At 74.7% G+C, this 22090-nt stretch carries 16 protein-coding genes; 6 read left to right on the top strand and 10 right to left on the bottom strand.

All coding sequences use genetic code 11. The features are described from left to right. Positions 1 to 20 precede the first annotated feature (20 nt). Positions 21 to 1433 carry a family 2B encapsulin nanocompartment shell protein gene (locus DEH69_RS01955; RefSeq protein WP_113685091.1) on the bottom strand — a complete coding sequence of 471 codons (1413 nt, stop codon included), beginning with the start codon at positions 1431 to 1433 and terminating at the stop codon, positions 21 to 23. 375 nt (positions 1434 to 1808) lie between these two features. Between DEH69_RS01955 and DEH69_RS01950 the strand changes: the two genes are divergently transcribed. Next, positions 1809 to 4214: a right-handed parallel beta-helix repeat-containing protein gene (locus DEH69_RS01950; RefSeq protein ID WP_113685090.1), complete on the top strand. Its 2406-nt coding sequence runs from the start codon at positions 1809 to 1811 to the stop codon at positions 4212 to 4214. Here the strand turns inward: DEH69_RS01950 and DEH69_RS01945 are convergent. Continuing rightward, positions 4211 to 6604, bottom strand: coding sequence for a hypothetical protein (locus tag DEH69_RS01945; protein WP_113685089.1), 2394 nt, complete (start codon positions 6602 to 6604; stop codon positions 4211 to 4213). The genes DEH69_RS01950 and DEH69_RS01945 overlap by 4 nt on opposite strands. Before the next feature lie 172 nt (positions 6605 to 6776). On the opposite strand from DEH69_RS01945, the gene DEH69_RS01940 reads away from it, so the two are divergent. Next, positions 6777 to 7616 carry a DeoR/GlpR family DNA-binding transcription regulator gene (locus tag DEH69_RS01940; RefSeq protein WP_113685088.1) on the top strand — a complete coding sequence of 280 codons (840 nt, stop codon included), beginning with the start codon at positions 6777 to 6779 and terminating at the stop codon, positions 7614 to 7616. A gap of 305 nt (positions 7617 to 7921) precedes the next feature. Beyond that, positions 7922 to 9550 carry a bifunctional 3'-5' exonuclease/DNA polymerase gene (locus DEH69_RS01935; RefSeq protein ID WP_113685087.1) on the top strand — a complete coding sequence of 543 codons (1629 nt, stop codon included), beginning with the start codon at positions 7922 to 7924 and terminating at the stop codon, positions 9548 to 9550. Positions 9551 to 9816: 266 nt separating this feature from the next. Here DEH69_RS01935 and DEH69_RS01930 read toward each other — a convergent pair whose 3' ends face one another. Continuing rightward, positions 9817 to 11322: a PLP-dependent aminotransferase family protein gene (locus DEH69_RS01930; RefSeq protein ID WP_113685086.1), complete on the bottom strand. Its 1506-nt coding sequence runs from the start codon at positions 11320 to 11322 to the stop codon at positions 9817 to 9819. Positions 11323 to 11434: 112 nt separating this feature from the next. Between DEH69_RS01930 and DEH69_RS01925 the strand changes: the two genes are divergently transcribed. Beyond that, entirely contained in the window at positions 11435 to 12142 is a 708-nt protein-coding gene (locus DEH69_RS01925) for a YitT family protein (RefSeq protein ID WP_258534366.1), read from the top strand. Positions 12143 to 12311: 169 nt separating this feature from the next. Continuing rightward, on the top strand, positions 12312 to 12686 hold the full coding sequence (locus DEH69_RS01920) for an RNA polymerase-binding protein RbpA (protein ID WP_059008394.1): 375 nt from the start codon (positions 12312 to 12314) through the stop codon (positions 12684 to 12686). A gap of 120 nt (positions 12687 to 12806) precedes the next feature. On the opposite strand, the gene fxsA is transcribed toward DEH69_RS01920, so the two are convergent. The 5 genes from fxsA to DEH69_RS01895 all read right to left on the bottom strand — a co-directional run bounded on the left by fxsA (position 12807) and on the right by DEH69_RS01895 (position 18587). After that, positions 12807 to 13421, bottom strand: a complete 615-nt coding sequence (fxsA, locus tag DEH69_RS01915) for an FxsA family membrane protein (protein ID WP_113685085.1) — start codon at positions 13419 to 13421, stop codon at positions 12807 to 12809. Between the two features lie 3 nt (positions 13422 to 13424). Further along, the gene (locus DEH69_RS01910; RefSeq protein WP_258534365.1) at positions 13425 to 14192 is read right to left on the bottom strand and encodes a polyprenol monophosphomannose synthase; all 768 of its coding nucleotides are present in this window, start codon (positions 14190 to 14192) and stop codon (positions 13425 to 13427) included. After that, positions 14189 to 15856 carry an apolipoprotein N-acyltransferase gene (lnt, locus tag DEH69_RS01905; protein ID WP_258534376.1) on the bottom strand — a complete coding sequence of 556 codons (1668 nt, stop codon included), beginning with the start codon at positions 15854 to 15856 and terminating at the stop codon, positions 14189 to 14191. The genes DEH69_RS01910 and lnt overlap by 4 nt, the downstream gene beginning before the upstream one ends. A gap of 589 nt (positions 15857 to 16445) precedes the next feature. After that, positions 16446 to 18116: an amidohydrolase gene (locus tag DEH69_RS01900; RefSeq protein ID WP_113685084.1), complete on the bottom strand. Its 1671-nt coding sequence runs from the start codon at positions 18114 to 18116 to the stop codon at positions 16446 to 16448. A gap of 30 nt (positions 18117 to 18146) precedes the next feature. Further along, entirely contained in the window at positions 18147 to 18587 is a 441-nt protein-coding gene (locus tag DEH69_RS01895) for an Lrp/AsnC family transcriptional regulator (protein ID WP_113685083.1), read from the bottom strand. 199 nt (positions 18588 to 18786) lie between these two features. Here DEH69_RS01895 and DEH69_RS01890 point away from each other — a divergent pair, with 199 nt between their 5' ends. After that, positions 18787 to 19176, top strand: coding sequence for a hypothetical protein (locus tag DEH69_RS01890; RefSeq protein WP_113685082.1), 390 nt, complete (start codon positions 18787 to 18789; stop codon positions 19174 to 19176). A gap of 29 nt (positions 19177 to 19205) precedes the next feature. On the opposite strand, the gene DEH69_RS01885 is transcribed toward DEH69_RS01890, so the two are convergent. Further along, positions 19206 to 20375 (bottom strand): acyl-CoA dehydrogenase family protein, encoded by a 1170-nt coding sequence (locus tag DEH69_RS01885; RefSeq protein ID WP_113685081.1) that lies wholly within the window; start codon positions 20373 to 20375, stop codon positions 19206 to 19208. 326 nt (positions 20376 to 20701) lie between these two features. After that, a complete protein-coding gene (locus DEH69_RS01880; RefSeq protein WP_258534364.1) occupies positions 20702 to 22084 on the bottom strand; it encodes a peptidase C39 family protein in 1383 nt (460 codons plus the stop codon). Between the last annotated feature and the right edge of the window lie 6 nt (positions 22085 to 22090).

The following is a 22090-nucleotide window of genomic DNA, read 5'->3' as shown; positions in this document are numbered from 1 at the left end:
GGCGGGGGGACGCGGGCGTCTCAGTGCCCGATCTCGACGTCCTCCAGAATTCCGAGGGCGTCGGGCACGAGAACGGCCACCGAGTAGTAGGCGCTCACCAGATAGGAGATGACGGCCTGCTCGTTGATGCCCATGAAACGGACGGAGAGGCTGGGCTGGTATTCATCGGGAATTCCCGTGCGGTGCAGCCCGACGACGCCCCGGGCCTTTTCCCCGGTGCGCAGCGCCAGAATAGAGCTGGTGCCCGCGCGGCTGACCGGGATCTTGTCGCAGGGCAGCACGGGGACGCCGCGCCAGGCGGGGACCGCGTGGCCCTCGATGTCCGCGCTGCCGGGGTAGAGCCCGCGGGCGCTGCACTCCCTGCCGAACGCCGCGATCGCCTTGGGGTGGGCCAGGATGACGCTCGGGTCCTTCCAGACGGTGGCCAGCAGCTCGTCGAGGTCGTCGGGCGTGGGCGGGCCCGAGCGGGTGTGGAGGCGCTGGCGGAGGTCGGCGTTGTGCAGCAGGCCGAACTCCCGGTTGTTGACCAGCTCGTGCTCCTGGCGTTCACGCAACGCCTCGACGGTCAGGCGCAGTTGCTCCTCGACCTGGTTCATCGGCTCGTTGTAGAGGTCGGCGACGCGGCTGTGCACGCGCAGCACGGTCTGGGCGACGCTCAGCTCGTACTCGCGCGGGGACGTCTCGTAGTCGACGAACGTCCCCGGCAGCACGGGCTCGCCCGCGTGCCCCGAGGCCAGCGCGATGGCCGCCTCGCCCTGGGCGTTGCGCTGGGCGGGCTCGGCGGCGCGGAAGGCCGCGAGGTGGCCGGTCAGCCCGGGTGAGCGGGCGGCGATCCCGGCGAACTCCTGCCTGCCGAGGGTGAGAACGGTGCCGCTGGTGAGCGCGACGAGGCTGTGCTCCCACAGGCCCGCGTCGGCGTCGGTGAGCACGCCGTCGCCGTGGAAGTCGCCGTCGCCCAGGACGCCGAGCTGCGTCTCGGTGTCGTACGCCCCCGCGCCGCGCACCGCGAGCTTGCCGTGGGCGATCAGGACGACCCGGTCCGCGGGGCCCCCGGCCGCGAGCAGCACGTCGCCGGCCGCGAAGTCCCGCTGGACGCAGGCGTCGGCGAGCGCGGCGAGCGTCTCGGCGTCGTCGAACCCGGCGAGCGCGGGGAGCTCGCCCAGCTCGGCGGGGATCACCCTGACCTCGGCGCCGGTCGAGGTGAACTCGACGCGGCCGTTCCCCACGGTGTGGGTCAGCCTGCGGTTCACCCGGAACGTCCCGCCGGAAACTTGCACCCACGGCAGCACCCGCAACAGCCACCGCGAGGTGATCCCCTGCATTTGCGGAGGGGTCTTGGTGGTGGTGGCGAGATTGCGCGCGGCAGAGGTGTCAAGGCTCAGCCGGGGCTGCGCCGACTCATTTCCTGCGGTCGGTTCGGTGGACGTGGTCATGCGAAAGAACACCGCCAATCTGCGGTCGTACTCGGGCCATTCGGGGGATCCCGCGAATGAAGCTAGAGGCTGGTGCTCACACGGGGCAATCACTCGAAAGTGGGCCCAACTCCGGGGTTTTTCAAGGGAATTGGTGGGTATCCCGGTGGGACTTCCGCGCCTCGCACCACCCAGGGTGCGCGCGGGGGCACGATCGGTCACGGCATAGGCTGGGGGGCGCTCGGGCGCACGACGGTTGTGCGGTTGCGTGCGGGGGGCGCGCGTGCCATGCCGACGCTACGGTCATTCCCCCGGCCTGCGGCGCGCTACGGTGGAGCGGCCAAGTACGCGTGATAACGCGCACGTCATCGCACGAGGTTGGGGCACACCGGTTCCATGACCAAGGGTTCTGTCCAGGTGACGCACACCGGAACAGCACGCTGGCGGCGGCGGACCGCCGTCTACACCACCGTCACCGAGGCCCTTGCCGCGGCCGCCGACGGCGATGTCCTGGTCCTGGGGCCCGGCACCTACCGGGAGAACCTGGTGATCGAGCAGTCGGTCACCCTGCGGGGGCCGAGCGAGGCGAAGGACGGCCCGGCGCGGATCGCGCCGCCCGATGGCGTCCCGCTGACGGTCCGCGGCTCGGCCACCGTCCAGCACCTGCGCATCGAGGGTCAGGACACCGCGTCCCCTGCCGTCCTCATCGAGAACAGCACGCCCGAGCTGACGGGCCTTCAGGTGCACGCCGCGTCCGCGTCGGGCATAGAGGTGCGCGGCGGCGCCAGGCCGACCGTGCGGCAGTCGGTCGTCAGCAACCCCACGGGCGCGGGCATCAGCGTCGGGGACGGCGCGGGCGGCCTGTTCGAGGAGTGCGAGGTCGTGGAGGCGGGCCAGCCGGGCGTCTCGGTCAGGGGGCCCGCGCATCTGCGCCTTGAGCGCTGCCGGATCACCCGCTCGTCGGGCGCCGGGCTCTCGGTGACCGGCGAGGGCAGCGCGGTGGACGCGGTGGGGTGCCGCGTCGAGGAGATCAGGGGCGCGGGCGTGGTGCTCGCCGAGCGCGCCACGGCCCATCTGACCGAGTGCGCGGTCGGCGCGACCACGGGCGACGGCATCACGCTGGACTCCGAGGCCGTGCTCACGCTGACCGACTCGCGGCTGACCGGGATCCCGGAGAACGCCCTCGACCTGCGCGGCCGTTCGGTGCTGACGCTGGTGCGCACCGCCATCAGCGGCTTCGGGCGCAACGGCCTCTCGGTGTGGGACCCGGGCACGCACGCCGACGCGCACGACTGCGAGATCCACGAGTCGGCGGGGGACTACCCCGCGGTGTGGGTCAGCGACGGCGCCACGGCGGTGCTCGAGTCCTGCCGGGTGCACCACGTTCCCGACGCGCTGTTCGTGCTGGACGCGGGCTCGCGCGCGGACGTCGTGGACAGCCGCATCGAGGAGGTGCGCGGCTCGGCGGTGTCGGTGAGCGACGGTGCGACCGCCCAGCTCGACGCCTGCCGGATCCAGGACGTCGGCACCGGGGCGTGGTTCCGCGACGAGGGCAGCGGCGGCACGGTGACCGGGTGCACCGTCGAGGGGGCGAGGACGGGCTTCATCGTCACCAAGGGCGCCGACCCGCAGGTGAGCGACAGCACCGTGAGCGGGCCCGCCGAGGCCGGGGTGTATGTGTCGGCCGGGGGGCGGGGCCGGTTCTCCCGGTGCCGGGTCACCGGGTCGAGCGGCTACGGCTTCCACATCATCGACGGCTGCCGCACCGAGCTCGAACGGTGCCGCACCGAGCGGTGCTCGCGCGGCGGCTATGTCTTCGCCGAGGACAGCCCGGTGCTCACCGACTGCCAGAGCGACGAGACGACCGCGCCGGGGGCCGACGTCCGGCTCAAGGCGGGCGAGGCCGCGCGGCGCACGGCGCGCGAGGCGGCGGGCTCGGAGAAGTCCGTCCAGGCCACGGCCCCGCCGGAGCCCGAGCCCGCGGACGGGGGCCGCCCCGCCGACGAGGTGCTGGCCGAGCTGGAGACGCTGGTCGGCCTCGCCACGGTCAAGCGCGAGGTGCGGGCGCTCATCGACATGATCGAGGTGGGCCGCCGCCGCAGGCAGGCCGGGCTCAAGGCGGCCTCGGTCCGCCGCCATCTGGTCTTCACGGGCTCCCCCGGCACCGGCAAGACGACCGTGGCGCGGCTCTACGGCGAGATCCTCGCCTCCCTCGGCGTGCTCGACCGGGGCCACCTGGTGGAGGTCTCGCGCGTGGACCTGGTCGGCGAGCACATCGGCTCGACCGCGATCCGCACGCAGGAGGCGTTCGAACGCGCCCGTGGCGGCGTGCTGTTCATCGACGAGGCGTACGCCCTCTCCCCCGAGGACGCGGGCCGCGACTTCGGCCGCGAGGCCATCGACACGCTCGTGAAGCTGATGGAGGACCACCGGGAGGCCGTGGTCGTCATCGTCGCGGGCTACACGGCCGAGATGGAACGCTTCCTCGCCGTCAACCCCGGCGTCGCCTCCCGCTTCTCGCGCACCATCACGTTCGGCGACTACTCCCCGGAGGAGCTGCTTAGCATCCTGGAGCAGCAGGCGAGCGAGCACGAGTACGACCTGGGCGAGGGCACCAGGGACGCCCTGCTCAAGTACTTCACGGCGATGGACCGCGGCCCTTCGTTCGGCAACGGGCGGGCCGCGCGCCAGACGTTCGAGGCCATGGTGGAGCGGCACGCGGGCCGCGTGGCGCGGCTCGCGGAGCCGAGCACCGAGGAGCTGAGCGTGATGCACCCCGCGGACCTGCCGCCCCTGCGTTAACGCGCCGCGGCCTGCTCGGGCAGCGCGGGCGGGGCGCCGTCCCTGGTGAGCAGCGTGAACAGCGCCGCGCGCTCCTGGGCGAACGCCGGGTCGTCGGCGTAGTCGCCATGGCCGAGGACCGGCTCGGGCAGCGGCCGCAGGAGGTTGCGCCCGTAGTGCAGCGGGTCGGCGAGCGGGCCCCGGTCCACGGCCGTGCCCGTGGGGCCCGTGACGCCGACCGGGCCCCCGATGGGGTCGGTGGCCCGCCACAGGTTGCGCCAGCAGGGCACGTCGCGGTGGAGCGAGCGCAGCGCCGCGGCTCCGAAGAACGCGGGGAACCACCGCCCGTAGAGCCGGGTCAGCGGCGAGCCGTAGGTGAGCAGCGCGATCCGGCTGCGGGTGGCCGCGTCGAGCTGCCACACCGCCGCCGCGGCCAGGACGCTGCCCTGGGAGTGCCCCGAGATCACCAGCCGCCCCCCGGTCACCTCGATCCACGTCCCCATGCGCCACGACAGGTCGGGCACGGCGCGCTCGGCGTAGCAGGGCGGCGCGAACGGGTGGGCGGCGCGCGGCCAGAACGTTCCGATGTCCCACAGGATGCCGACCGTCCTGCGGGCGCCCGCGTCCCGGTAGGCGCGGCGCCCGAGCGCGAGCAGCAGGACGACGCCCGCCCCCATGAGCCACGAGCCGAGGCCCTGGCAGGCGTCGGCGACCACCGAGACGGCCGCTGGCCCGTCCGCCGCGGCCCGGGAAGGGCTCTCGCCCACGGCCGCGCCCGCCACCGCCACCAGGCCGAGCGCCAGGCAGGCCCCGCTGATCCAGCCGACCAGGGGCCCCGCGGTCTCGGTGAGCCCGGCGCGCGCCAGGGCGCCCGCGATCTCGCCGCTGCGGTCGGCCAGCTCCTCCTGGCCTTCCCCTGGATAGCGCCCCTTGACGGTCGGCGCGAGCCGCGCGCGCTCCCGCCGCACCCTGACCACCACGACGGCGGCGAACACCACGACGACGAGCAGCAGCACGGGGATCGCGGACGCCTCCCAGCTGAGCACGACCGGGGGCCCGGCGATCGTGGCGCCCTCCTCGCCCGGCACGGCCGAGGGGTCGAGCCAGTCGGCGACGCGCTGGGCCACGCCGCCCGTGAAGACCCCGGCGATCCCGCACGCGAGCAGCGCCACGCATGCACCGCCGAGCCCGAACAGCGCGCCCCGGTCCGCGTCGCGCGCCCGGCGGTGCAGCGCGTACGCGGTGAGCGCGAGGCCCACGGCCAACGCGCCCTGCACGACGATCAGCACGGGGAAGACCGCGCTCCCCGTGGGGTACCGCCCCTCGGTGGCCCAGCCGTCGCGGCTCCAGCCGGTGTGCAGCAGCACGAGCGCCAGCAGGGCAACGGCGGCCCAGGGCAGCGCGCGGGCCAGGCGCGGCGAGGGGCGCTGGTCGGGCGCGTCCTCGGTGCGGCCGTGCCGCACCTGCTGGACGGCGATCACGATCCACCCGGCCAGCGTCAGCGCGGCCAGCGCCCACCCCGTGGCCTCGAGCGGACCGGCGCCGTTCGCCCCCCGGTCGTGCGACCACGACGCGGCCAGCAGGGCGGCGGCCACGGTGAGCAGCGCCGCGGTGGTGTGCGCGGAGCGCAGCCTGGCGACCAGGCCGCGCCCGTACCAGAAGCCGGGCAGGCTGAGCAGCGCGTGCTCCCCGCCGTCGGGCCGTGGCCGCACGGGCGGCGAGGCGGACTCGTACGCGCTCCACGTGCGGTGGGAGAGCCACCACAGCAGCGCGATCAACGCCACGGGCAGCGCCGCCGCCAGGGCGAGGCGCCGCCCCGGCTGCCCCCACCAACCGCCGCCCTGCTCAAGGGGCTTCAGCCACGAGACCGTGTCGGTGCAGGCCGCCGAGCCGGTGCACTGCCAGGCGACCAGGTCGAGCGAGACCGCGCACGCCCCGGCGACCAGCAGGACGGTGAGGGACAGCGCGGTGAACCGGACGAGGCCGTCGTAGAGGCGGTGGGTGCGAACCGGGCCCCTGGTGGCGGGGCGCATCCAGTGCGCCATGTTCACGATCATGAAGGGGAGCAGCAGCAGCCACAGGGCGCGGGCGCCGTTGCCCGAGGTCAGGTTGCACCACGTGTACGCCTCGCGCAGCGGCGGGGTGTCGGCGGCCCAGGGGCGGTCGTCGAGGTCGTCGGTGCGCCGGTGGATGTTGGCGGTGGAGTCGCCCGTGATACGCGTGACGCGGTTGTCCTCGAGCATCTCCTCGGGCGTCGTGCCGCCGACGCCGTGGACCAGCAGCTCGACGGCGGGCGGGGGCGCGGGCGGGGGCGTTGAGGCGGGCGGGGGCGCGGGGTCCCGGTCGCGCGCCGGTGGTGTGCCGTCCGCGTCCGCGTGCCCGTTCGGCCGTGGGGTGCCGTCGGTGCTCATCGTGATCCCCCGCTCGTTCGAGTCCCGTCGTCCCGCTCTTCTCCAGCCCGGACCGTGCCGAACCGCCTTCGATCGGGGGATGTTGATGCGTGGGAGGATGTCCCCTCGTCATGGCAACCACGGACAGCCGCCGCGGCGGCGGGGTGCACCACGGGGTGAGCGAGGAGTGGGCGTGAGCGACAACCAGAACCTGCTGGCGGGACAGCGGAGGGCGCTCATCCTGGACGAGGTGCGCCGCAGGGGCGGCATCAGGGTCAGCGAGCTGACGCGGATGCTCCAGGTCTCCGACATGACCGTCCGCCGCGACCTTGACGTGCTGGCGCGGCAGGGCGCGTTGGAGAAGGTGCACGGCGGCGCGGTGCCCGTGGCCGAACGGCGCACGCACGAGCCGGGGTTCGAGGCCAAGTCGTCGCTCGAGCTGTCGGCCAAGAGCCAGATCGCCAGGGCGGCGGCGGCCCTGGCGACGCCGGGCAGCGCGGTGGCCCTCTCGGGCGGCACCACCACGTTCGCCGTGGCCCACCAGCTGCTCGAGGTGCCGGACCTGACGGTGGTCACCAACTCGGTGCGGGTGGCCGACGTGTTCCACCACGCGCGCCAGGCCGCCGAGGGCGGGACCGCGCCCGCGGCCACGGTCGTGCTGACCGGCGGGGTGCGCACGCCGTCGGACGCGCTGGTGGGCCCGGTGGCCGACGCGGCGATCGGCTCGCTCCACTTCGACGTGCTGTTCCTCGGGGTGCACGGCATCTCGGTCGAGGCCGGGCTGTCCACGCCCAACCTCGCCGAGGCCGAGACCAACCGCCACTTCATCCGCTCCGCGCGGCGCGTGGTCGTGGTGGCCGACCACACCAAGTGGGGGACGACGGGCCTGAGTTCGTTCGCCACGCTGGACGAGGTCGACACCCTGGTGACCGACGCGGGGCTGCCGGGGGCGGACCGCGACGAGATCGCCGCGCACCTGGCGGAGCTGGTGATCGCGGGCGCCGACGACGACGGGGACCGCGTTGGGGCGTGAGGGCCCCGCGCTGCCGACGGGTCGGACGCCCTTGACCGGCGCGGGGCCCGCGTTCAGCCGGTGGCGCCCTTGCGGCGGTCCTCGCCGAGGACGGCGAGCCTCCCCCGGTACTCGTCCGCCTTGATCTCCCCCGCCGCGAACCGCCTGGCCTGCAGGTCGGCGGGCGTCTCGCGCCAGGGCCGCCGCCCAGATCAGCGCGAACAGCGGGATCCACGGCCCAGGAGCGCCGTCGTCGAACGTGTGCGCAAGGGGGCGCGCGGCGGACGCGCCCGGCGTTGTCAGTGGCGGCTGCCAGACTCCCCGGCATGGGTGAGGAGCGGGCGCGCCCCGGCAGATGGGCGCTGGCCGAGTACGCGGACGGCTCGGTCGCGGTCTGCCTCCTCGACGAGCGCGGGCGCCCCGATGGCCCGGTGGAGCGCGAGCCCGACGCGGCGGCGGCCGTGCGCGCCAGGCCCTGGGTGACGCGGTGGGTGTGGCGTTCGACGGCCGCGGTGTACCCCGGGGTGCTCGCGGCCGGTCTCCGGGTGGAGCGGTGCTACGACGTGGAGGCGGCGGAGGCGCTGCTGCTCGGGCACGAGGGGAGCTGGGGCCTGCCGCGGTCGCTGAGCGCGGCGTTCGCGCGGCTGCGCGGGCTGCCGGTGCCGGAGGATCCGCCTCCCGCGGTGGCGGAGACGGCGCAGCCCTCGCTGTTCGCGGCGGGCCCCGTGCCACTGCCCGCGGACGCGGACCCGCTCGACGCGCTGCTCACGGTGTACGAGGGGCAGTTGGCGCGCGCGGGCACGACCGCGCGGCCCGAGCGGATGCGGCTGCTGCTCGCCGCGGAGTCGGCCGGGACGCTGGTGGCGGCCGAGATGGGGAGGGCGGGCATCCCGTGGCGGGCGGACATCCACCGCGAGGTGCTGCGGGAGCTGCTGGGCGAGCGCTATCCGGGGGGCGCGCAGCCGCGGCGGCTCGCGGAGCTTGCGGAGCGGGTGTCGGAGGCGTTCGGCGACGGGGTGCGGGTGCGGCCCGACCTCCCCGCGGACATCATCAGGGCGTTCGCGCGCGCGGGCGTCAGGCTGGGGTCGACCCGGGCGTGGGAGCTGCGCGCGGTCGACCACCCGGCCGTCGAGCCGCTGCTCGAGTACAAGCGGCTGTACCGGATCCACACGGCGCACGGCTGGTCGTGGCTGCGGACGTGGGTGCGGGACGGCAGGTTCCGCACGGAGTATGTGCCGGGCGGCGCCCCGTCGGGCCGTTGGACGACGCACGGCGGCGGGGCGTTGCAGATCCCGCGGGCGGTCAGGCGCGCGGTGGTGGCCGACCCGGGGTGGCGCCTGGTGGTGGCCGACGCCGACCAGCTGGAGCCGAGGGTGCTCGCGGCGATCTCGCGCGACCCCGGGCTGATGGCGACGGCGGGCGGCGCGGGCGACCTGTACGGCGCGCTGTCCCACCGGGGCTTCTCTGGCGACCGGGCGGCGGCCAAGCTGGCGCTGCTCGGCGCGATCTACGGCCAGACGTCGGGCGACGGGCTGCGCCATCTCGCCGACCTGCGGCGGCGGTTCCCCGCCGCGGTGGCCTATGTGGACGAGGCGGCCAGGGCGGGCGAGGAGGGCCGCCTCGTCCGCACCTGGCTGGGCCGCACGAGCCCCGGTGGCGAGGGGAGCCGGGCCAGGGGCCGGTTCACGCGGAACTTCGTGGTGCAGGGCAGCGCGGCCGAGTGGGCCCTGCTGATGCTGGCCGCGCTGCGCGCGCTGCTGAAGGACACGCGGGCCGAGCTGGTGTTCTTCCAGCACGACGAGGTGATCGTGCACTGCCCTGCCGACGAGGCGGACGCGGTGGCCGAGTCGATCCGCGCGGCGGGCGAGTCGGCGGCCCGCCTGACATTCGGCCCCACCCCGGTCCGCTACCCCTTCACCACGGCAACGGTGCGCTGCTACGCGGAGGCGAAGTAGCCCTTCCCCCGCGGGATCGCCTGCGGCGAGCCAAGCGACGGCCGAGACCGCGGGCGTCCGCGGAGCCGGGCCGCCTACGGCGGAGGTGGGCCGCGGCACCCCGGTCGGCACGGCACCGCGTACAGGTCGTACTCACCTGCTGCCCGGTGGTGCCAACCCCAGGCACCAAGGAGCGTCACGCTCCGCGCAACGGGCACGCGCACCGCTCGACGGCGCGAAAGGTCACGTCGCAACCCCAGCCCGAACGGCGAACCCAGCGGAGCGCACTACGCGATGTGCCCCAGCGGAGCGTCCACGCTCAGGCCGTCCGCCACCATGCTCGCCGCCGTCGCCAGGCGGGTGGCGGCCTCCGTCGCGAGGGGGGTGTCGACGATGAACGGGATGCGGACATAGCCCTCGAAGGCCCCGTCGAGGCCGAACCTCGGGCCCGAGGCGACCCGGACGCCCAGGCGTTCGCCCGCCTCCGCGATCCGGGAGCCGGACAGCCCCCCGGTGCGCACCCACAGCGTGAGGCCGCCGTTCGGGACCGTGAAGTCCCACGTAGGCAGGTGCTCTCCGAGTGCGGCGACCACCGCGGAGCGGTTCGCGCGGATCTCCGCGCGGCGCTGCTCGATCGCCTCGTCCCAGCCGCCCGACGCCAGGAGCCAGCACAGCGCCAGCTGTTCGAACACCGGGGTGCCGAGATCCGCCCTGGCGCGCGCGGCCACCAGGCTGCGGATCACCTCGGGGGCCGCCCTGACCCAGCCGATGCGCAGCCCCGCCCACACCGCCTTGCTCGCGGAGCCCACCGTGATGACGCCCGCGCCGCCGTGGTCGAACGCCGCCACGGGCCTGGGCCGTTCCCCAGGGGCGACGTCGAGCGCGAGGTCGGCCATCGTCTCGTCGACCACGAGCACCGTGCCAGCGCCCCGGGCCGCGGCGACCAGGTCCCTGCGCCGCTCCTCGTCGGCGAGCGCGCCCGTGGGGTTCTGGAAGTCGGCCATCACATAGGCGAGGCGCGGCGACGCCTCCGTCAGCACCCGGCGCCACGCGGGCAGGTCCCAGCCGCCGATCCCCTCCCCCATCGGCACCGGGACCAGGCGGGCGCCCGCCTCGCGCATCAGCTGGAGAACGTTGGCGTAGGAGGGGTGCTCGACCGCGATGCGCTCGCCCGCGGGCGCGAACAGGCGGCAGATGGCGGCGATCGCGCCCATCGCTCCCGTGGTCACCATGATCTGCTCGGGCATCGTCGGCACGCCGAGCGCGGTGTAGCGGTCGGCGAGCGTCTCACGCAGCGCGGGCAGCCCGGCGGGGAAGTCGCCATGGGTCATGGCCGTGGGCGGCAACGCCTCGAGCGCGCCCTGGAACGCCCTGGTCAGCCATGGCTCGGGCGCGGGCAGCGCCGCGCAGCCCAGGTCGATGACCGAGCCGCCCGCCTCGGGCGGCAGCGGGTCGAGGCCCCGCCCCGGCAGCGGCCGCCCCGCGGGCACCGCCGTCCAACTGCCCGAGCCGCGCCGGGACTCGAGGAACCCGTCGGCCCGCAGCGCCTCGAACGCCGCGGCCACCGTGGTGCGGCTCACCGAGAGCGCCCCGGCCAGCTCGCGCTCGGCGGGCAGCCGCGCGGCGACCGGCACGCGGCCTTCGAGGACCAGCAGCCTGACCCCGTCGGCCAGGGCCCGGTAGGCGGGCACGTGGGCGCCGCCCGCGGCGGGCGCCACCGCGCCGCGCCCGTCCCTCGAACCCAGGAGCCTGGCCAGCTGACCGGCACCGACCGTTGAGGTCCACTGCGGCATGATCTCAGTCCACCTTTCGTCAATTGGCCCTGGATGAGCCGCCACTCAAGGCCACAGGGTGTCATATATCAGGCCACTTGCGCCAGACCTGCCACGCCAGAGAGGGGTCCTCATGAACCAGCCGCACCCGCCACGCCGCCTGGCGCGCCGCCTCACGCAGCTCTACGGCGGGCTGCTGCTCTACGGGGTGAGCGCGGGCCTGATGGTGCGCGCCGACCTCGGGCTCGACCCGTGGGACGTGTTCCACCAGGGCGTCTCCGAGCGCACCGGGGTCTCCATCGGCATGGTGGTGAACATCACGGGCCTGCTGGTGCTGCTCCTGTGGATCCCGCTCCGCCAGCGCCCCGGGCTCGGCACCGTGTCGAACGTCCTGCTCGTCGGTTTCGCGATGGACGCCACGCTCGCCCTCACCCCCGGGCTCGACGACCTGGCGGCGCGGGTGCCGCTCATGCTGGGCGCGGTGGTGCTCAACGGCCTGGCCACGGGGCTCTACATCGCGGCGCGCTTCGGACCTGGACCCCGCGACGGCCTGATGACGGGGCTGCACCGGATCACGGGGCGTTCTCTGCGCCTGATGCGCACCGGGATCGAGGTCGCGGTGCTCGCGGTGGGCATCGTGCTCGGCGGAACGGCGGGCGTGGGGACCGTGGTGTACGCGCTGGCGATAGGGCCGCTGGCCCAGTTCTTCCTGCGCATGTGCGCGATCTCGGGGACGCGGACCGGAATGGATTTCGACGACCGGCGGCGGCCGGGTATTCTACGCGTTCGTTCCCGCCGGTTGGACCGTCACCCCGAGCCATCCCCTGCGGACGCCCGGTGACATCTCCTGCCAGATGTGACAAACCGGACGCCGGTGGGTACGAGAAGGGGCGGTACGACGGGCGACGCATACCTGTAAACGGGAATCTTCACCGCCGACCGGACGTTGACCGGAGTGATGATGACAGCGACACCTGTCCTGTGGGCGACCAGCCCGGGAGGCACGATTCATGAGTGAGCGAGCTCTACGCGGCACGCGGCTCGTGGTGACCAGCTACGAGACGGACCGCGGCATTGACCTCGCGCCGCGTCAGGCGGTGGAGTACGCATGCCAGAACGGCCATCGGTTCGAGATGCCGTTCTCGGTGGAGGCCGAGATCCCGCCGGAGTGGGAATGCAAGGTATGCGGCGCCCAAGCCCTGCTGGTGGACGGCGAGGGGCCCGAGGAGAAGAAGGGCAAGCCCGCCCGGACGCATTGGGACATGCTGATGGAGCGCCGTACCCGCGAGGAGCTGGAGGAGGTGCTGGCCGAGCGGCTGGCGGTGTTGCGTTCCGGAGCGATGAACATCGCGGTGCACCCCCGGGACAGCCGCAAGACGGCTTAGGACGCCGACTCAGGCGTCCCGACAGCGAGGGCTGGGTCACCCGTAAGTGACCCAGCCCGTTTGTATGCCCGCACACCCGCGCCCCCGCGCACGCCGGAACGCCACCGGCGCGCGGGGGCCTCAGCGTCGCTCAGGGGGCGCGCCCCCCGGCTCCCCGTCCCCTGGCTCCCCCTCGCCGCGGTCCCCGCGGCCCTCGCCGTGCGCGTCGTCGTCCTCGCGGATGACCTCGCCCGGCACGACCTTGCCGTCGGGGCGCCGCATCCGCGCCTGGTCCCGCGCGGCCCTTGCTTCCTCGAACGCCACCCCCACGGGACCCGCGCCCCGCCTCAGATAGCGCAGCCCGGCGCCGCGGATCAGCGCGGCCGTGGGCGGGAAGACACACAGCAGCCCGAGCGTGTCGGAGATCAGGCCAGGCGCCATCAGCAGGAGCCCGCCGAGCATCGCCAGGCCGTTCCCGCCGCGGGTGGCGCGGTCGTCGCCCGGTGGGGTGCCGGTGTTCAGGGTCTGGGCGAGGCGCCGCCAGGCGCGGCGCCCCGCCTGCTTGATGACGAGGGCTCCCAGCAGGAACGCCGCCACCAGGAGCAGCAGCACGAGCCACCCGTTGGTCGCGTCGCCGACCACCAGATAGAGCCAGATCTCAAGCAGCGCCCAGGCCGCGAGCACCAGCGGCAGCAGCGCGCGCGTCCCCCGCCTCGGCCTGCGTCTGCGGTAGGGGGTCGGTTGCCCGGTCGTCATGGATCAAGTGTGCCTGGAGCGGCCGGATTTCCCGAACCGGGCGGCGAGTCCCCACGCGGTCACCCGCCACAGCGCCTCCACGACGATGTCGCGGTTCATCTTGCTGTCGCCGTGCTCGCGCTCCACGAACGTGATCGGCACCTCGGCCACCCGGTGCCCGGCCGCGAGGGTGCGGTGCAGCAGGTCCACCTGGAAGCAGTACCCCTGGGAGACCACGTCGCCCAGCTCCATGCCCGCGAGGACATGCCCGCGGAACGCCCTGAACCCGCCGGTGACGTCGCGGACCGGCATCCCGAGCACCAGCCTGGAGTAGGCGCTGCCGCCGCGGGAGATCAGCTCGCGGTACCTGGGCCAGTTGACGATGCGGCCGCCGGGGATCCAGCGGGAGCCGAGCACCAGGTCGGCGTCGCGCAGGGCGGTCAGCAGCCTGGGCAGGTCCTCGGGGCGGTGCGAGCCGTCGCCGTCCATCTCGATCAGCACGTCGTAGCCGCGTTCGAGGCCCCAGTGGAAGCCCGCCACATAGGCGGCGCCCAGGCCCTCCTTGCCCGCGCGGTGCAGCACGTGCACCTGGGCGTCGGCATCGGCGATCTCGTCGGCGATCTTGCCGGTGCCGTCGGGGCTGTTGTCGTCGGCGACCAGGATGTCGCAGGCGGGGACGGCGAGGCGCAGCCGCTTGATGAGCGGGGCGATGTTGTCGGCCTCGTTGTAGGTGGGGATGATCACCAGGCCCTGGCCGAGCGGGCGGCGCTCGGGCCGCGTCGCCCGGCTCACCCGGCCTCCTCGCTCCGGCCCGCGGGACTGACCGCCGCCCTCCGCCTGACGCGGTCCCTGAGCCCGACGCCCGCCCAGGCCAGCAGGCCGAGGGCGGCCAGCGCCCACTCGGGTGCGGCGCCGAGCCGGTCGGAGAGCGTCCTGTCGTCGCGCAGCGGCAGCTCGGCGGTCAGCACGTCCTGGGTGAACTCCTCGGTGCGCTGCTCGATCGTCCCGTCGGGCGCCACAATGGCGCTGATGCCGCTGGTCGCGGCGGTGACGACGGCCCGCCCGTGCTCCACGGCGCGCAGCTTGGACATCGCCAGCTGCTGCTCGGGCTGCCCAGTGCGCCCGTAGGTGGCGTTGTTGGTCTGCACGACCAGGGCGCGGGCGCCGTCGTTGACGGTGTCGCGGACGATGCCGTCGTAGGCCACCTCGAAGCAGATGACGTCGCCGAGCCTGGCCGGGCCCACGTCGAGGACACCGCTCTCCTCGCCGGGGTAGAAGTCGCGCGGGACGCGTTCGAGCCGGGTGATGACCGTGCTCAGCTGCTCGCGGAACGGGACGTACTCGCCGAACGGCACGGGGTGCTGCTTGGTGTACGAGTCGCCAGGGCCGGTCTCGGGGTCCCAGACGATGCCCTGGTTCTCGACGTAGCCCTCCCTGGTGGGGTGGTCCACGAGGGCGCCGACCAGGATGGGGACGCCGACCGCCTTGGCCGCCCTGTCGATGACCGCGTAGGCCTCGGGCTCGGTGTAGGGGTCGAGGTCCGAGGCGTTCTCCGGCCAGATCACCAGGTCGGGGCGCTCGGCGCGGCCCGCGTCGATGTCGTCGGCGAGCTCGAGGGTCGCCTCGACGTGGTTGTTGAGGATCATCATCGGGCGGCCGAGGAAGTCCATGCCCGCCTGCTGCACGTTGCCCTGCACGACCGCGATGGAGACCGTGTCGTCCGCGTCGGTGCGCACCGGGACGGCGTACCCGGCGGCGGTGACCGCGGCGGCCAGGCCGAGGGCCCCGGCCAGCGGCGCGGCGACGGCGCGGGGCAGCGCCACGGGCCGAGCGCGCAGGAGCGGCCACAGCCGCAGCGCGGCCCAGGCCAGCAGCGCGCCGGTCAGCGCGACGGCGAACGTGACGAGCGGCGCCCCGCCGAGCGCGGCGAGCGGCGTGTAGGGGGTGTCGGTGTTGGCGAACGCGAGGCGGCCCCAGGGGAACCCGCCGAACGGCACCCGGTCCCTGGCCCACTCCTGGGCGACCCACAGGCACGCGGCCCACAGCGGGGCGGCAGGCAGCCGGGAGGTGACGGCGAGCCCGGCGCCCATCGGCACGAAGAACAGCGCCTCGACCAGCGAGAGGCCGACGACCGCGTCCCAGCCGATGACATGGAGCCACTTGAGCAGGACGACGAAGAACGGCAGCCCGAGCGCGAAGCCGAACCACGCGCCCCGCTTGGCCGTTACGCCGTGGGTGAGGACCGAGAGCACCGCGACCGCGACGAGGGAGAGCGGCCAGATGTCGTAAGGAGGGAACGCGACGGCGAGCGCGAGGCCCGCGACCGCGGCGGCCAGGGCCCGCGGCCAGGTCGCGCGGGCGGCCGCGGCGGTCCTGCGCAGGCGGCCAGGGCGGCGGGCGGCCCGGGCGGGCTCGGCAAGGGCGGGCTCGGCGGGGGCGGGCTCGGCAGGGGGCAGGGGCGCCGCGGCGGGCACCTCGGTCACCGGGGCGGCGTCCGGTGTGGGCTCGCCAGGGCGCACGTCATCGGTGTCGCTTGCCGTGGTCGTCTCGGGGCCCGATGGCACGGTCGTGGCCTCTCTGCTGAGCGGGCGATGATGAACGACCGTACCTCGTGGCGGGCGCGGAGCGGCGACGCGGGGGCTGCGGATCGGGACCCGGAGCCCTTCGGTCCGACCCGGGACCCGCTGGCTGCGGGTCGACCGAAGCCGTTGTCTACTGAGCGTCCGGGCCCCGCCCCGGGTCGCACCCGCCGACCGGGCGATGCTTCCGCCCCCGTGCCGCAGGCCACTGGACCTGGCTCCCGCTGGCGGAATGCCGGGGTCGTGGCACCCCGCCCTCTGGCCCAGTGGCGTTCGACGACTGCGCGGAGGAGCGCCGGCCGGACGTCCTGTGGTGGACCCGGCCGAACCTACCCTTCGACGGCGGGCGGCTGTCAACAGTTGTCTGACCTGCCTCTTTCCGCCAAAAGACCAGGTCAGTGCCGCGCGGGGCCGCTCGTTCGACAGGCTGAGCGCACATCGTTCGGCGGTATGGCCCGCGGGGCAATCACTCGTTCAGCCGGTCGTACACCGTACGACCGGCGACCACCGTGCGCAGGCACGTGGGGAGCGGGGCGCCAGGGGTGAGGTCGGGCAGCCCTGGGGTGCCCGAGCGAGGGTCGGTGGACCAGCGGGCGACGCGGTCGTCGGGCGCCTGGACGACCAGCGCCCCGGCGCGCCACACGGCGTAGTCGGCCGGGGCGCCGGGGACGAGCGCGCCCGCATCGTCGCGCCCTACGGCGCGCCAGCCGCCGCGGGTGTGGGCGGTGAAGGCGGCGCGCACGGAGACCCGGTGCTCGGCGGTGCGGTGGAACGCCGCCGCCCGCAGCGCCTCCCAGGGCCCGAGCGGGGTGACGGGCGCGTCGGAGCCGAAGGCCAGCGGGACGCCGGCGCGCAGGAGGGCGGCGAACGGGTTGAGCGCCCTGGCCCGTTCGGCGCCGAGCCGCCGCGCGTACATGCCGTCGGGGCCGCCCCACGCGGCGTCGAACATGGGCTGCACGGACGCGGTCAGGCCGAAGGCGGCGAAGGCGGCGATGGTGTTGGGGGCGAGCAGCTCGGCGTGTTCGACGCGGTGGCGCTGGGCGCGCACGCGGTCGGCGCCGAGCCGTCGCGCCGCGGCGGCGAAGCCGTCGGTGACGGCGGTCAGCGCGGCGTCGCCGATGGCGTGGAACCCGGCCTGGAGCCCGGCCTCGGTGCACGCGGCGACGTGCGCGGCGACGTCGTCCGCGCTCAGGTGGGCGACGCCGGTGTCGTCGCCGCCGAGGTAGGGCCTGTGCAGGTGGGCGGTGCGGGAGCCGAGCGAGCCGTCGACGAAGAGGTCGCCCCCGGCGCCGACCGCGCCGAGCTCGCGAACGCGCCGCGCCTCCTTCGCGGTGGTGACGAGTTCGCCCCAGTAGCCGAAGACGCGCGGGCCCGGCTCGTCGGCGGCCAGCGTGAGCAGCGCGGTGAGGTCGTCCTCGCTTGAGATGTCGGGCCCCGCGCACTCGTGGAGTGAGCCGATGCCGAGCGAGGCGGCGCGGGCGAGCGCGGCGCGCTGGGCGGCGGCCCGCTGGGCGGGGGTGAGGGCGGCGTCGGCCGCGTGCCTGACGGCGTGGTGGGCGTCGCCCGTGAGCGGCCCGTCGGGGTGGAATCCGGGCAGGTCGGCGACGCCGGGGACGAGGTCGAGCAGGGCCGTGGTGGCCAGCGCGGAGTGGGCGTCGACGCGCGCGAGGTAGACGGGGCGGCCGCCCGCGGCGGCGTCGAGCCCGGCCCGGGTGGGCGGGTGCGCCCCGGGCCACTCGGTGGTGTCCCAGCCGTGCCCGATGACGGTGGCGCCGACGGGGAGCGGCGCGGTGTGGGCGGCGACGCGGGCGAGGGCGTCGGCCGCCGAACGGGCGCCCGCGAGGTCGAGTCCCGTCAGCGCAAGGCCCGTTGCGGTGATGTGCACATGCGCGTCCGTGAACGCGGGGGTGACAAGGGCGCCTTCGAGGTCGACGACCTCGTCGGCCGACGCGGCGAGCGCGTCGGCAGCCGACTCGGAGCCGACCCAGGCGACGCGGTCGCCGGTGACGGCCATGGCGGTGGCGAACGGGTCGGCGGGGCTGTGGACCTCGCCGCGGCGCAGCAGGACGGTGCGGGGCGGCTCGCCGGGGGCTCGTTCGTCCGGGGCTCGTTCGCCGGGGGTGGTGCGTGCGGTCATGGCCCCATCCTGGCGCGCCCGCGCCGCCGCTTAGATCCGGGGCGGCCTGGCCTCGTACGGCGTGGAGAGCACGACGGTGGTGCGGGTGGAGACCCCGGCCAGGCTCCTGATGCGGCTGAGCAGGTGCTCGAGCTCGGCGGGGGTGGCGACGCGGACCTTGAGGATGTAGTTCTCGTCCCCTGCCACGCTGTGGCATGCCTCGATCTCGGGAACGTCCGCGAGCCGGTCGGCGATGTCGTCGGGGGCGCTGGGGTCGAACGGCTTGACGGAGATGAACGCGGTCAACGGCAGCCCCACCGCCTCGGGCGCGACGATCGCGGCGTATCCCCTGATGATGCCGCGCTGTTCGAGGCGGCGTACGCGCTGGTGCACCGCCGACGTGGAAAGGCCGGTGGCCCTGCCCAGGTCGGTGTAGCTCATCCGCCCGTCCGTGACGAGCAGTTCCACGATGCGCCGGTCCAATTCCTCCACGCCTCCGTAACCTACCCGGAACGGCGGCGCCACGGCGCGCCCACCGGCGCGGAGGGGACAGCGCACGCCCCGGCAATGCTTATGTGACGAACGACACAAACACGTGTCCGCGTCCGTTTCCCCTTCACGATTATTCGCTGATCGCCGCGGGCATTGCTTGCTGTGGCCAACGCCTTTGTGCCGTCCAAGGGGGATGCTCATGCGCACTGCGAAGCCACTCAAGCGTGCCGAACCCAACGCCTTCGCCGCGGAGTTCGACATCGAGATCGCCGATCCCGCCGACGACGAGGGCGACGCGGACCCGGTCAGGGTCGTGTGCTCGGACTGCGCGCGCCCGATCGCGCTCGTCGGCTCGGGCGGGCAGATCCCGGAGCACGCGCTCTGCCCGACCCCGTGGAACCCGTTCGGGCTGACCCTGTGCCCCGGCTCAGGGCTGGCCGTGCCGGGCGAAGGGGCCGCCGTGGCCCCCGACGCGCCCTCCGGTGGGGACACCACGGCGCTCGTGGCCCTGCCGGAGAGCCTGGACTGGCGGCTCCAGCCCTTCTCGCACGCCGTGGTGGCCTCCGCGGGGATGCGCCAGGCGGCCTGAGCCCGCCCAACACGGCCAAGACCCGCCCGTTACGAGGCGCCCACCAGGTGGCGGGCGATGACCGCCCGCTGGATCTGGTTGGTCCCCTCGACGATCTGGAGGACCTTCGCCTCCCTCAGATACCGCTCGGCGGGGAAGTCGGCCGTGTAGCCGTAGCCCCCGAGCGCCTGCACCGCGTCGATGGTGACCCGCATCGCGGTATCCGTGCAGAACAGCTTGGCCATCGCGGCCTGTTGGGAGTACGGCCTGCCCGCGTCGCGCAGCCGGGCGGCGGCCAGGTAGAGGGAGCGCCCCGCCTCGATCTGGGTCGCCATGTCGGCCAGCATGAAGCGAAGCCCCTGGAAGTCGGCGACGCGGCGGCCGAACTGCTCGCGCCCCGCGGTGAACGCCAGCGCCTCGTCGAGCGCCGCCTGTGCCACGCCGACGGCGCACGCCGCCATGCCGAGGCGGCCCCCGTCGAGCGCGGCCATGGCGACGCGAAAGCCGCGGCCCTCCTCGCCGACGCGGCGCGCGTCGGGGACGCGCACGCCGTCGAAGTGCAGCTGGGCGGTGGGCGATCCGGCCATGCCCATCTTCCGCTCGGGGACCGCGGTCACGAGCCCGGGGGCGTCGCCCGGCACCAGGAACGCCGTGATGCCGTCGGGCCCGTCGTCGCCGGTGCGGGCCAGCACGGTGCAGAAGTCGGCGATGCCGCCGTGGGTGATCCACGCCTTGGTGCCGCTGATGACCCAGTCGCCGCCGTCCCGTTCGGCGCGCGTGCGCAGCGAGGCGGCGTCGGATCCCGACCCTGGCTCGGACAGGCAGTAGGCGCCGAGCAGGCCGCCGCCGAGCATGGCGGGCAGGTGCTCGGCGCGCTGCTCCTTGGTCCCGAACTCGGCCAGGGCGTGGCAGGCGAGCGTGTGCACGCTGACGCCGAGGCCCACGGTGAGCCGCGCTGCGGCCAGCTCCTCCAGGACCTGGAGGTAGATCTCGTACGGCTGGTCGCCCCCGCCGTACTCCTCGGGGTAGGGCAGCGACAGCAGTCCGGCCGCGGAGAGCCGGGCGAAGAGGTCGCGGGGGAAGACGCCCGCCTCCTCCTCGGCGGCGGCGAGGGGGCGGACCTCGCGCCTGACCAGGTCGCGCACCAGGGCGAGCAGGTCGCGGGCCTCGGGTGTCGGCAGCTGGCGCGGCACGGGGCGGGGGGCGTCAAGGGTCGTCATCGCGCTTCCTCCCTGGGGTGGGCGGCAGGTCACACGTCGGTCACCCATCGGGCCGCCGGATCGCGGCGGCCCGTGGATGCGTCGACAAGGATCGATCGAACGGGCAGGAGCCGCAACGGGTCGTCGGCGGGCGCCGCGAGCGGGCTGCCTTCCGGGGTGAGGCACGTCGTGTACTCAACGACCGGCTCCGTGCCGAGGATACGGCCGAGGGAACGGCCGACGGGGACATGCCGGACGCCCGGGGGCTCGACCGCGGTGCCGCCGCGCGCCGAGACCTCGACCGAGAGGTCGCCGGGCGTCCGGGAGAGGGTGATCGGGCGACGGCGTCAGCGGATCCCGACGGCGGCGAGGGCCGCGCGCTGCCGGTGGGTGAGGTCGGTCGGGAAGTACAGGTAGCAGACGCCGCCGGTGCCGCTGCTGACGCCGCCGCTCTCGTTGTACCGCCGGGTGCGCAGCCAGATGTTCTCGAACTGCCGCCGCGGATAGACCCGTCGGACCTCGGCGTTGCTGTCGCTCGCCGGGTCGTTGGCGATGACGTCGCCGTCCTCGGTGAAGCCGACGACGGTCATCAGGTGCCCTGCCGTGCCGTATCCGGCGCCGTCGAGCTCGGCCTCGTAGAAGGACTGCGACGTGATGAGCGGGATGCCCGCGGCGACCAGGCGCTCGGCGTCGGTGAGGGAGGCGATGCGGGTGACCACCGACTGGAGCCCGGGGTAGGTGGCGGCGTAGGCGGCGTTGAACGGCCAGTTGCCGCAGCCGTCGTACTGGTAGTCGAACGTGTACCGCGCGGCGTGGCAGACCTGCGGGTCGTCGTAGGCGGGGTCGACCCACTCCAGCTGCTCGGGGGTGGGGGCGCGGCCCCAGGACTCGATGATCATCTGTGAGGAAGTGGGGCTGCACCACGCCTCGCCGCCGTTGTCGTACTCGGGGTAGCGGCCGATGTGGACGTTCTGCGAGTAGGGCGGGACGTCGATCTCGACGCCAGCGGCCTGGCCTGGCTCGGTCGCCGGGACCTCGAAGCGGGCCGGCACGTCGGACGTCATCGCGCCCAGGCGCCACACGGTGGGCGAGGCGCCTGCCCCGGGGGCGCGGTGCAGGGTGAGCCTGAGCTGGTAGGTGGCGAGGCGGGGGCCCGCGTCGGTGTCGTCGATGGAGAACGTGTCGGTCCAGATCGTGCTCTTGCCATCCGACTGGTCGTCCACCGAGGTGCGGCGGATGTCGCCGTCGCCCGAGGCCCACACGCCCATGGTGTACCAGGGGGTGTGGGAGCCGTCGGTGTAGACGCCGAACAGCTCGATGCGCACCCAGGTGCCCGCGGGGGTGTCGGCGTTCCACGAGGCGATCAACTCGCTTGCGGGGGTTGCCGCTTCGCGGACCGGGGAGAGCCATGTGGCGTACTCCCACGACGCGGTGGTGCCCGTGTGCGGGTCGGTGTAGGAGACCGTGCCGACCGGCGTGCCGATGGTCACGCCCGGGCGGTCGCCCGTCACCACGGCGGTGCCGTCGCCGTGGCCCGCGCGCCAGTCGGCGGCGGTGGTCCAGGCGGCGTTGCCGATGGTGGACGCGGTGGGGCGGGGGCGGGGGCGGTGGCGGGCCGCGGCGCCACCGCCGCCATCGGCGGCCGCGGCCGGGGCGGAGAAGGAGGCGGATGAGCCGACGGCAGCGGCGACGGCGGCGGCGAGAACGGTGCGGCGGGGCGGCGTGGTCACGGTGAT

The sequence above is a fragment of the Streptomyces sp. PT12 genome, from assembly GCF_003311645.1.
In the GTDB taxonomy this organism is placed as follows: Bacteria; Actinomycetota; Actinomycetes; order Streptomycetales; family Streptomycetaceae; genus Streptomyces.
This window is presented reverse-complemented; position numbering and strand designations above follow the sequence as displayed.

Coding starts and splice junctions, on each gene's coding strand:
- DEH69_RS01955 (WP_113685091.1), bottom strand. CDS start 1,433: ATGACCACGTCCACCGAACCGACCGCAGGAAATGAGTCGGCGCAGCCC.
- DEH69_RS01950 (WP_113685090.1), top strand. CDS start 1,809: ATGACCAAGGGTTCTGTCCAGGTGACGCACACCGGAACAGCACGCTGG.
- DEH69_RS01945 (WP_113685089.1), bottom strand. CDS start 6,604: ATGAGCACCGACGGCACCCCACGGCCGAACGGGCACGCGGACGCGGAC.
- DEH69_RS01935 (WP_113685087.1), top strand. CDS start 7,922: ATGGGTGAGGAGCGGGCGCGCCCCGGCAGATGGGCGCTGGCCGAGTAC.
- DEH69_RS01930 (WP_113685086.1), bottom strand. CDS start 11,322: ATGCCGCAGTGGACCTCAACGGTCGGTGCCGGTCAGCTGGCCAGGCTC.
- DEH69_RS01925 (WP_258534366.1), top strand. CDS start 11,435: ATGAACCAGCCGCACCCGCCACGCCGCCTGGCGCGCCGCCTCACGCAG.
- DEH69_RS01920 (WP_059008394.1), top strand. CDS start 12,312: ATGAGTGAGCGAGCTCTACGCGGCACGCGGCTCGTGGTGACCAGCTAC.
- fxsA (WP_113685085.1), bottom strand. CDS start 13,421: ATGACGACCGGGCAACCGACCCCCTACCGCAGACGCAGGCCGAGGCGG.
- DEH69_RS01900 (WP_113685084.1), bottom strand. CDS start 18,116: ATGACCGCACGCACCACCCCCGGCGAACGAGCCCCGGACGAACGAGCC.
- DEH69_RS01890 (WP_113685082.1), top strand. CDS start 18,787: ATGCGCACTGCGAAGCCACTCAAGCGTGCCGAACCCAACGCCTTCGCC.
- DEH69_RS01885 (WP_113685081.1), bottom strand. CDS start 20,375: ATGACGACCCTTGACGCCCCCCGCCCCGTGCCGCGCCAGCTGCCGACA.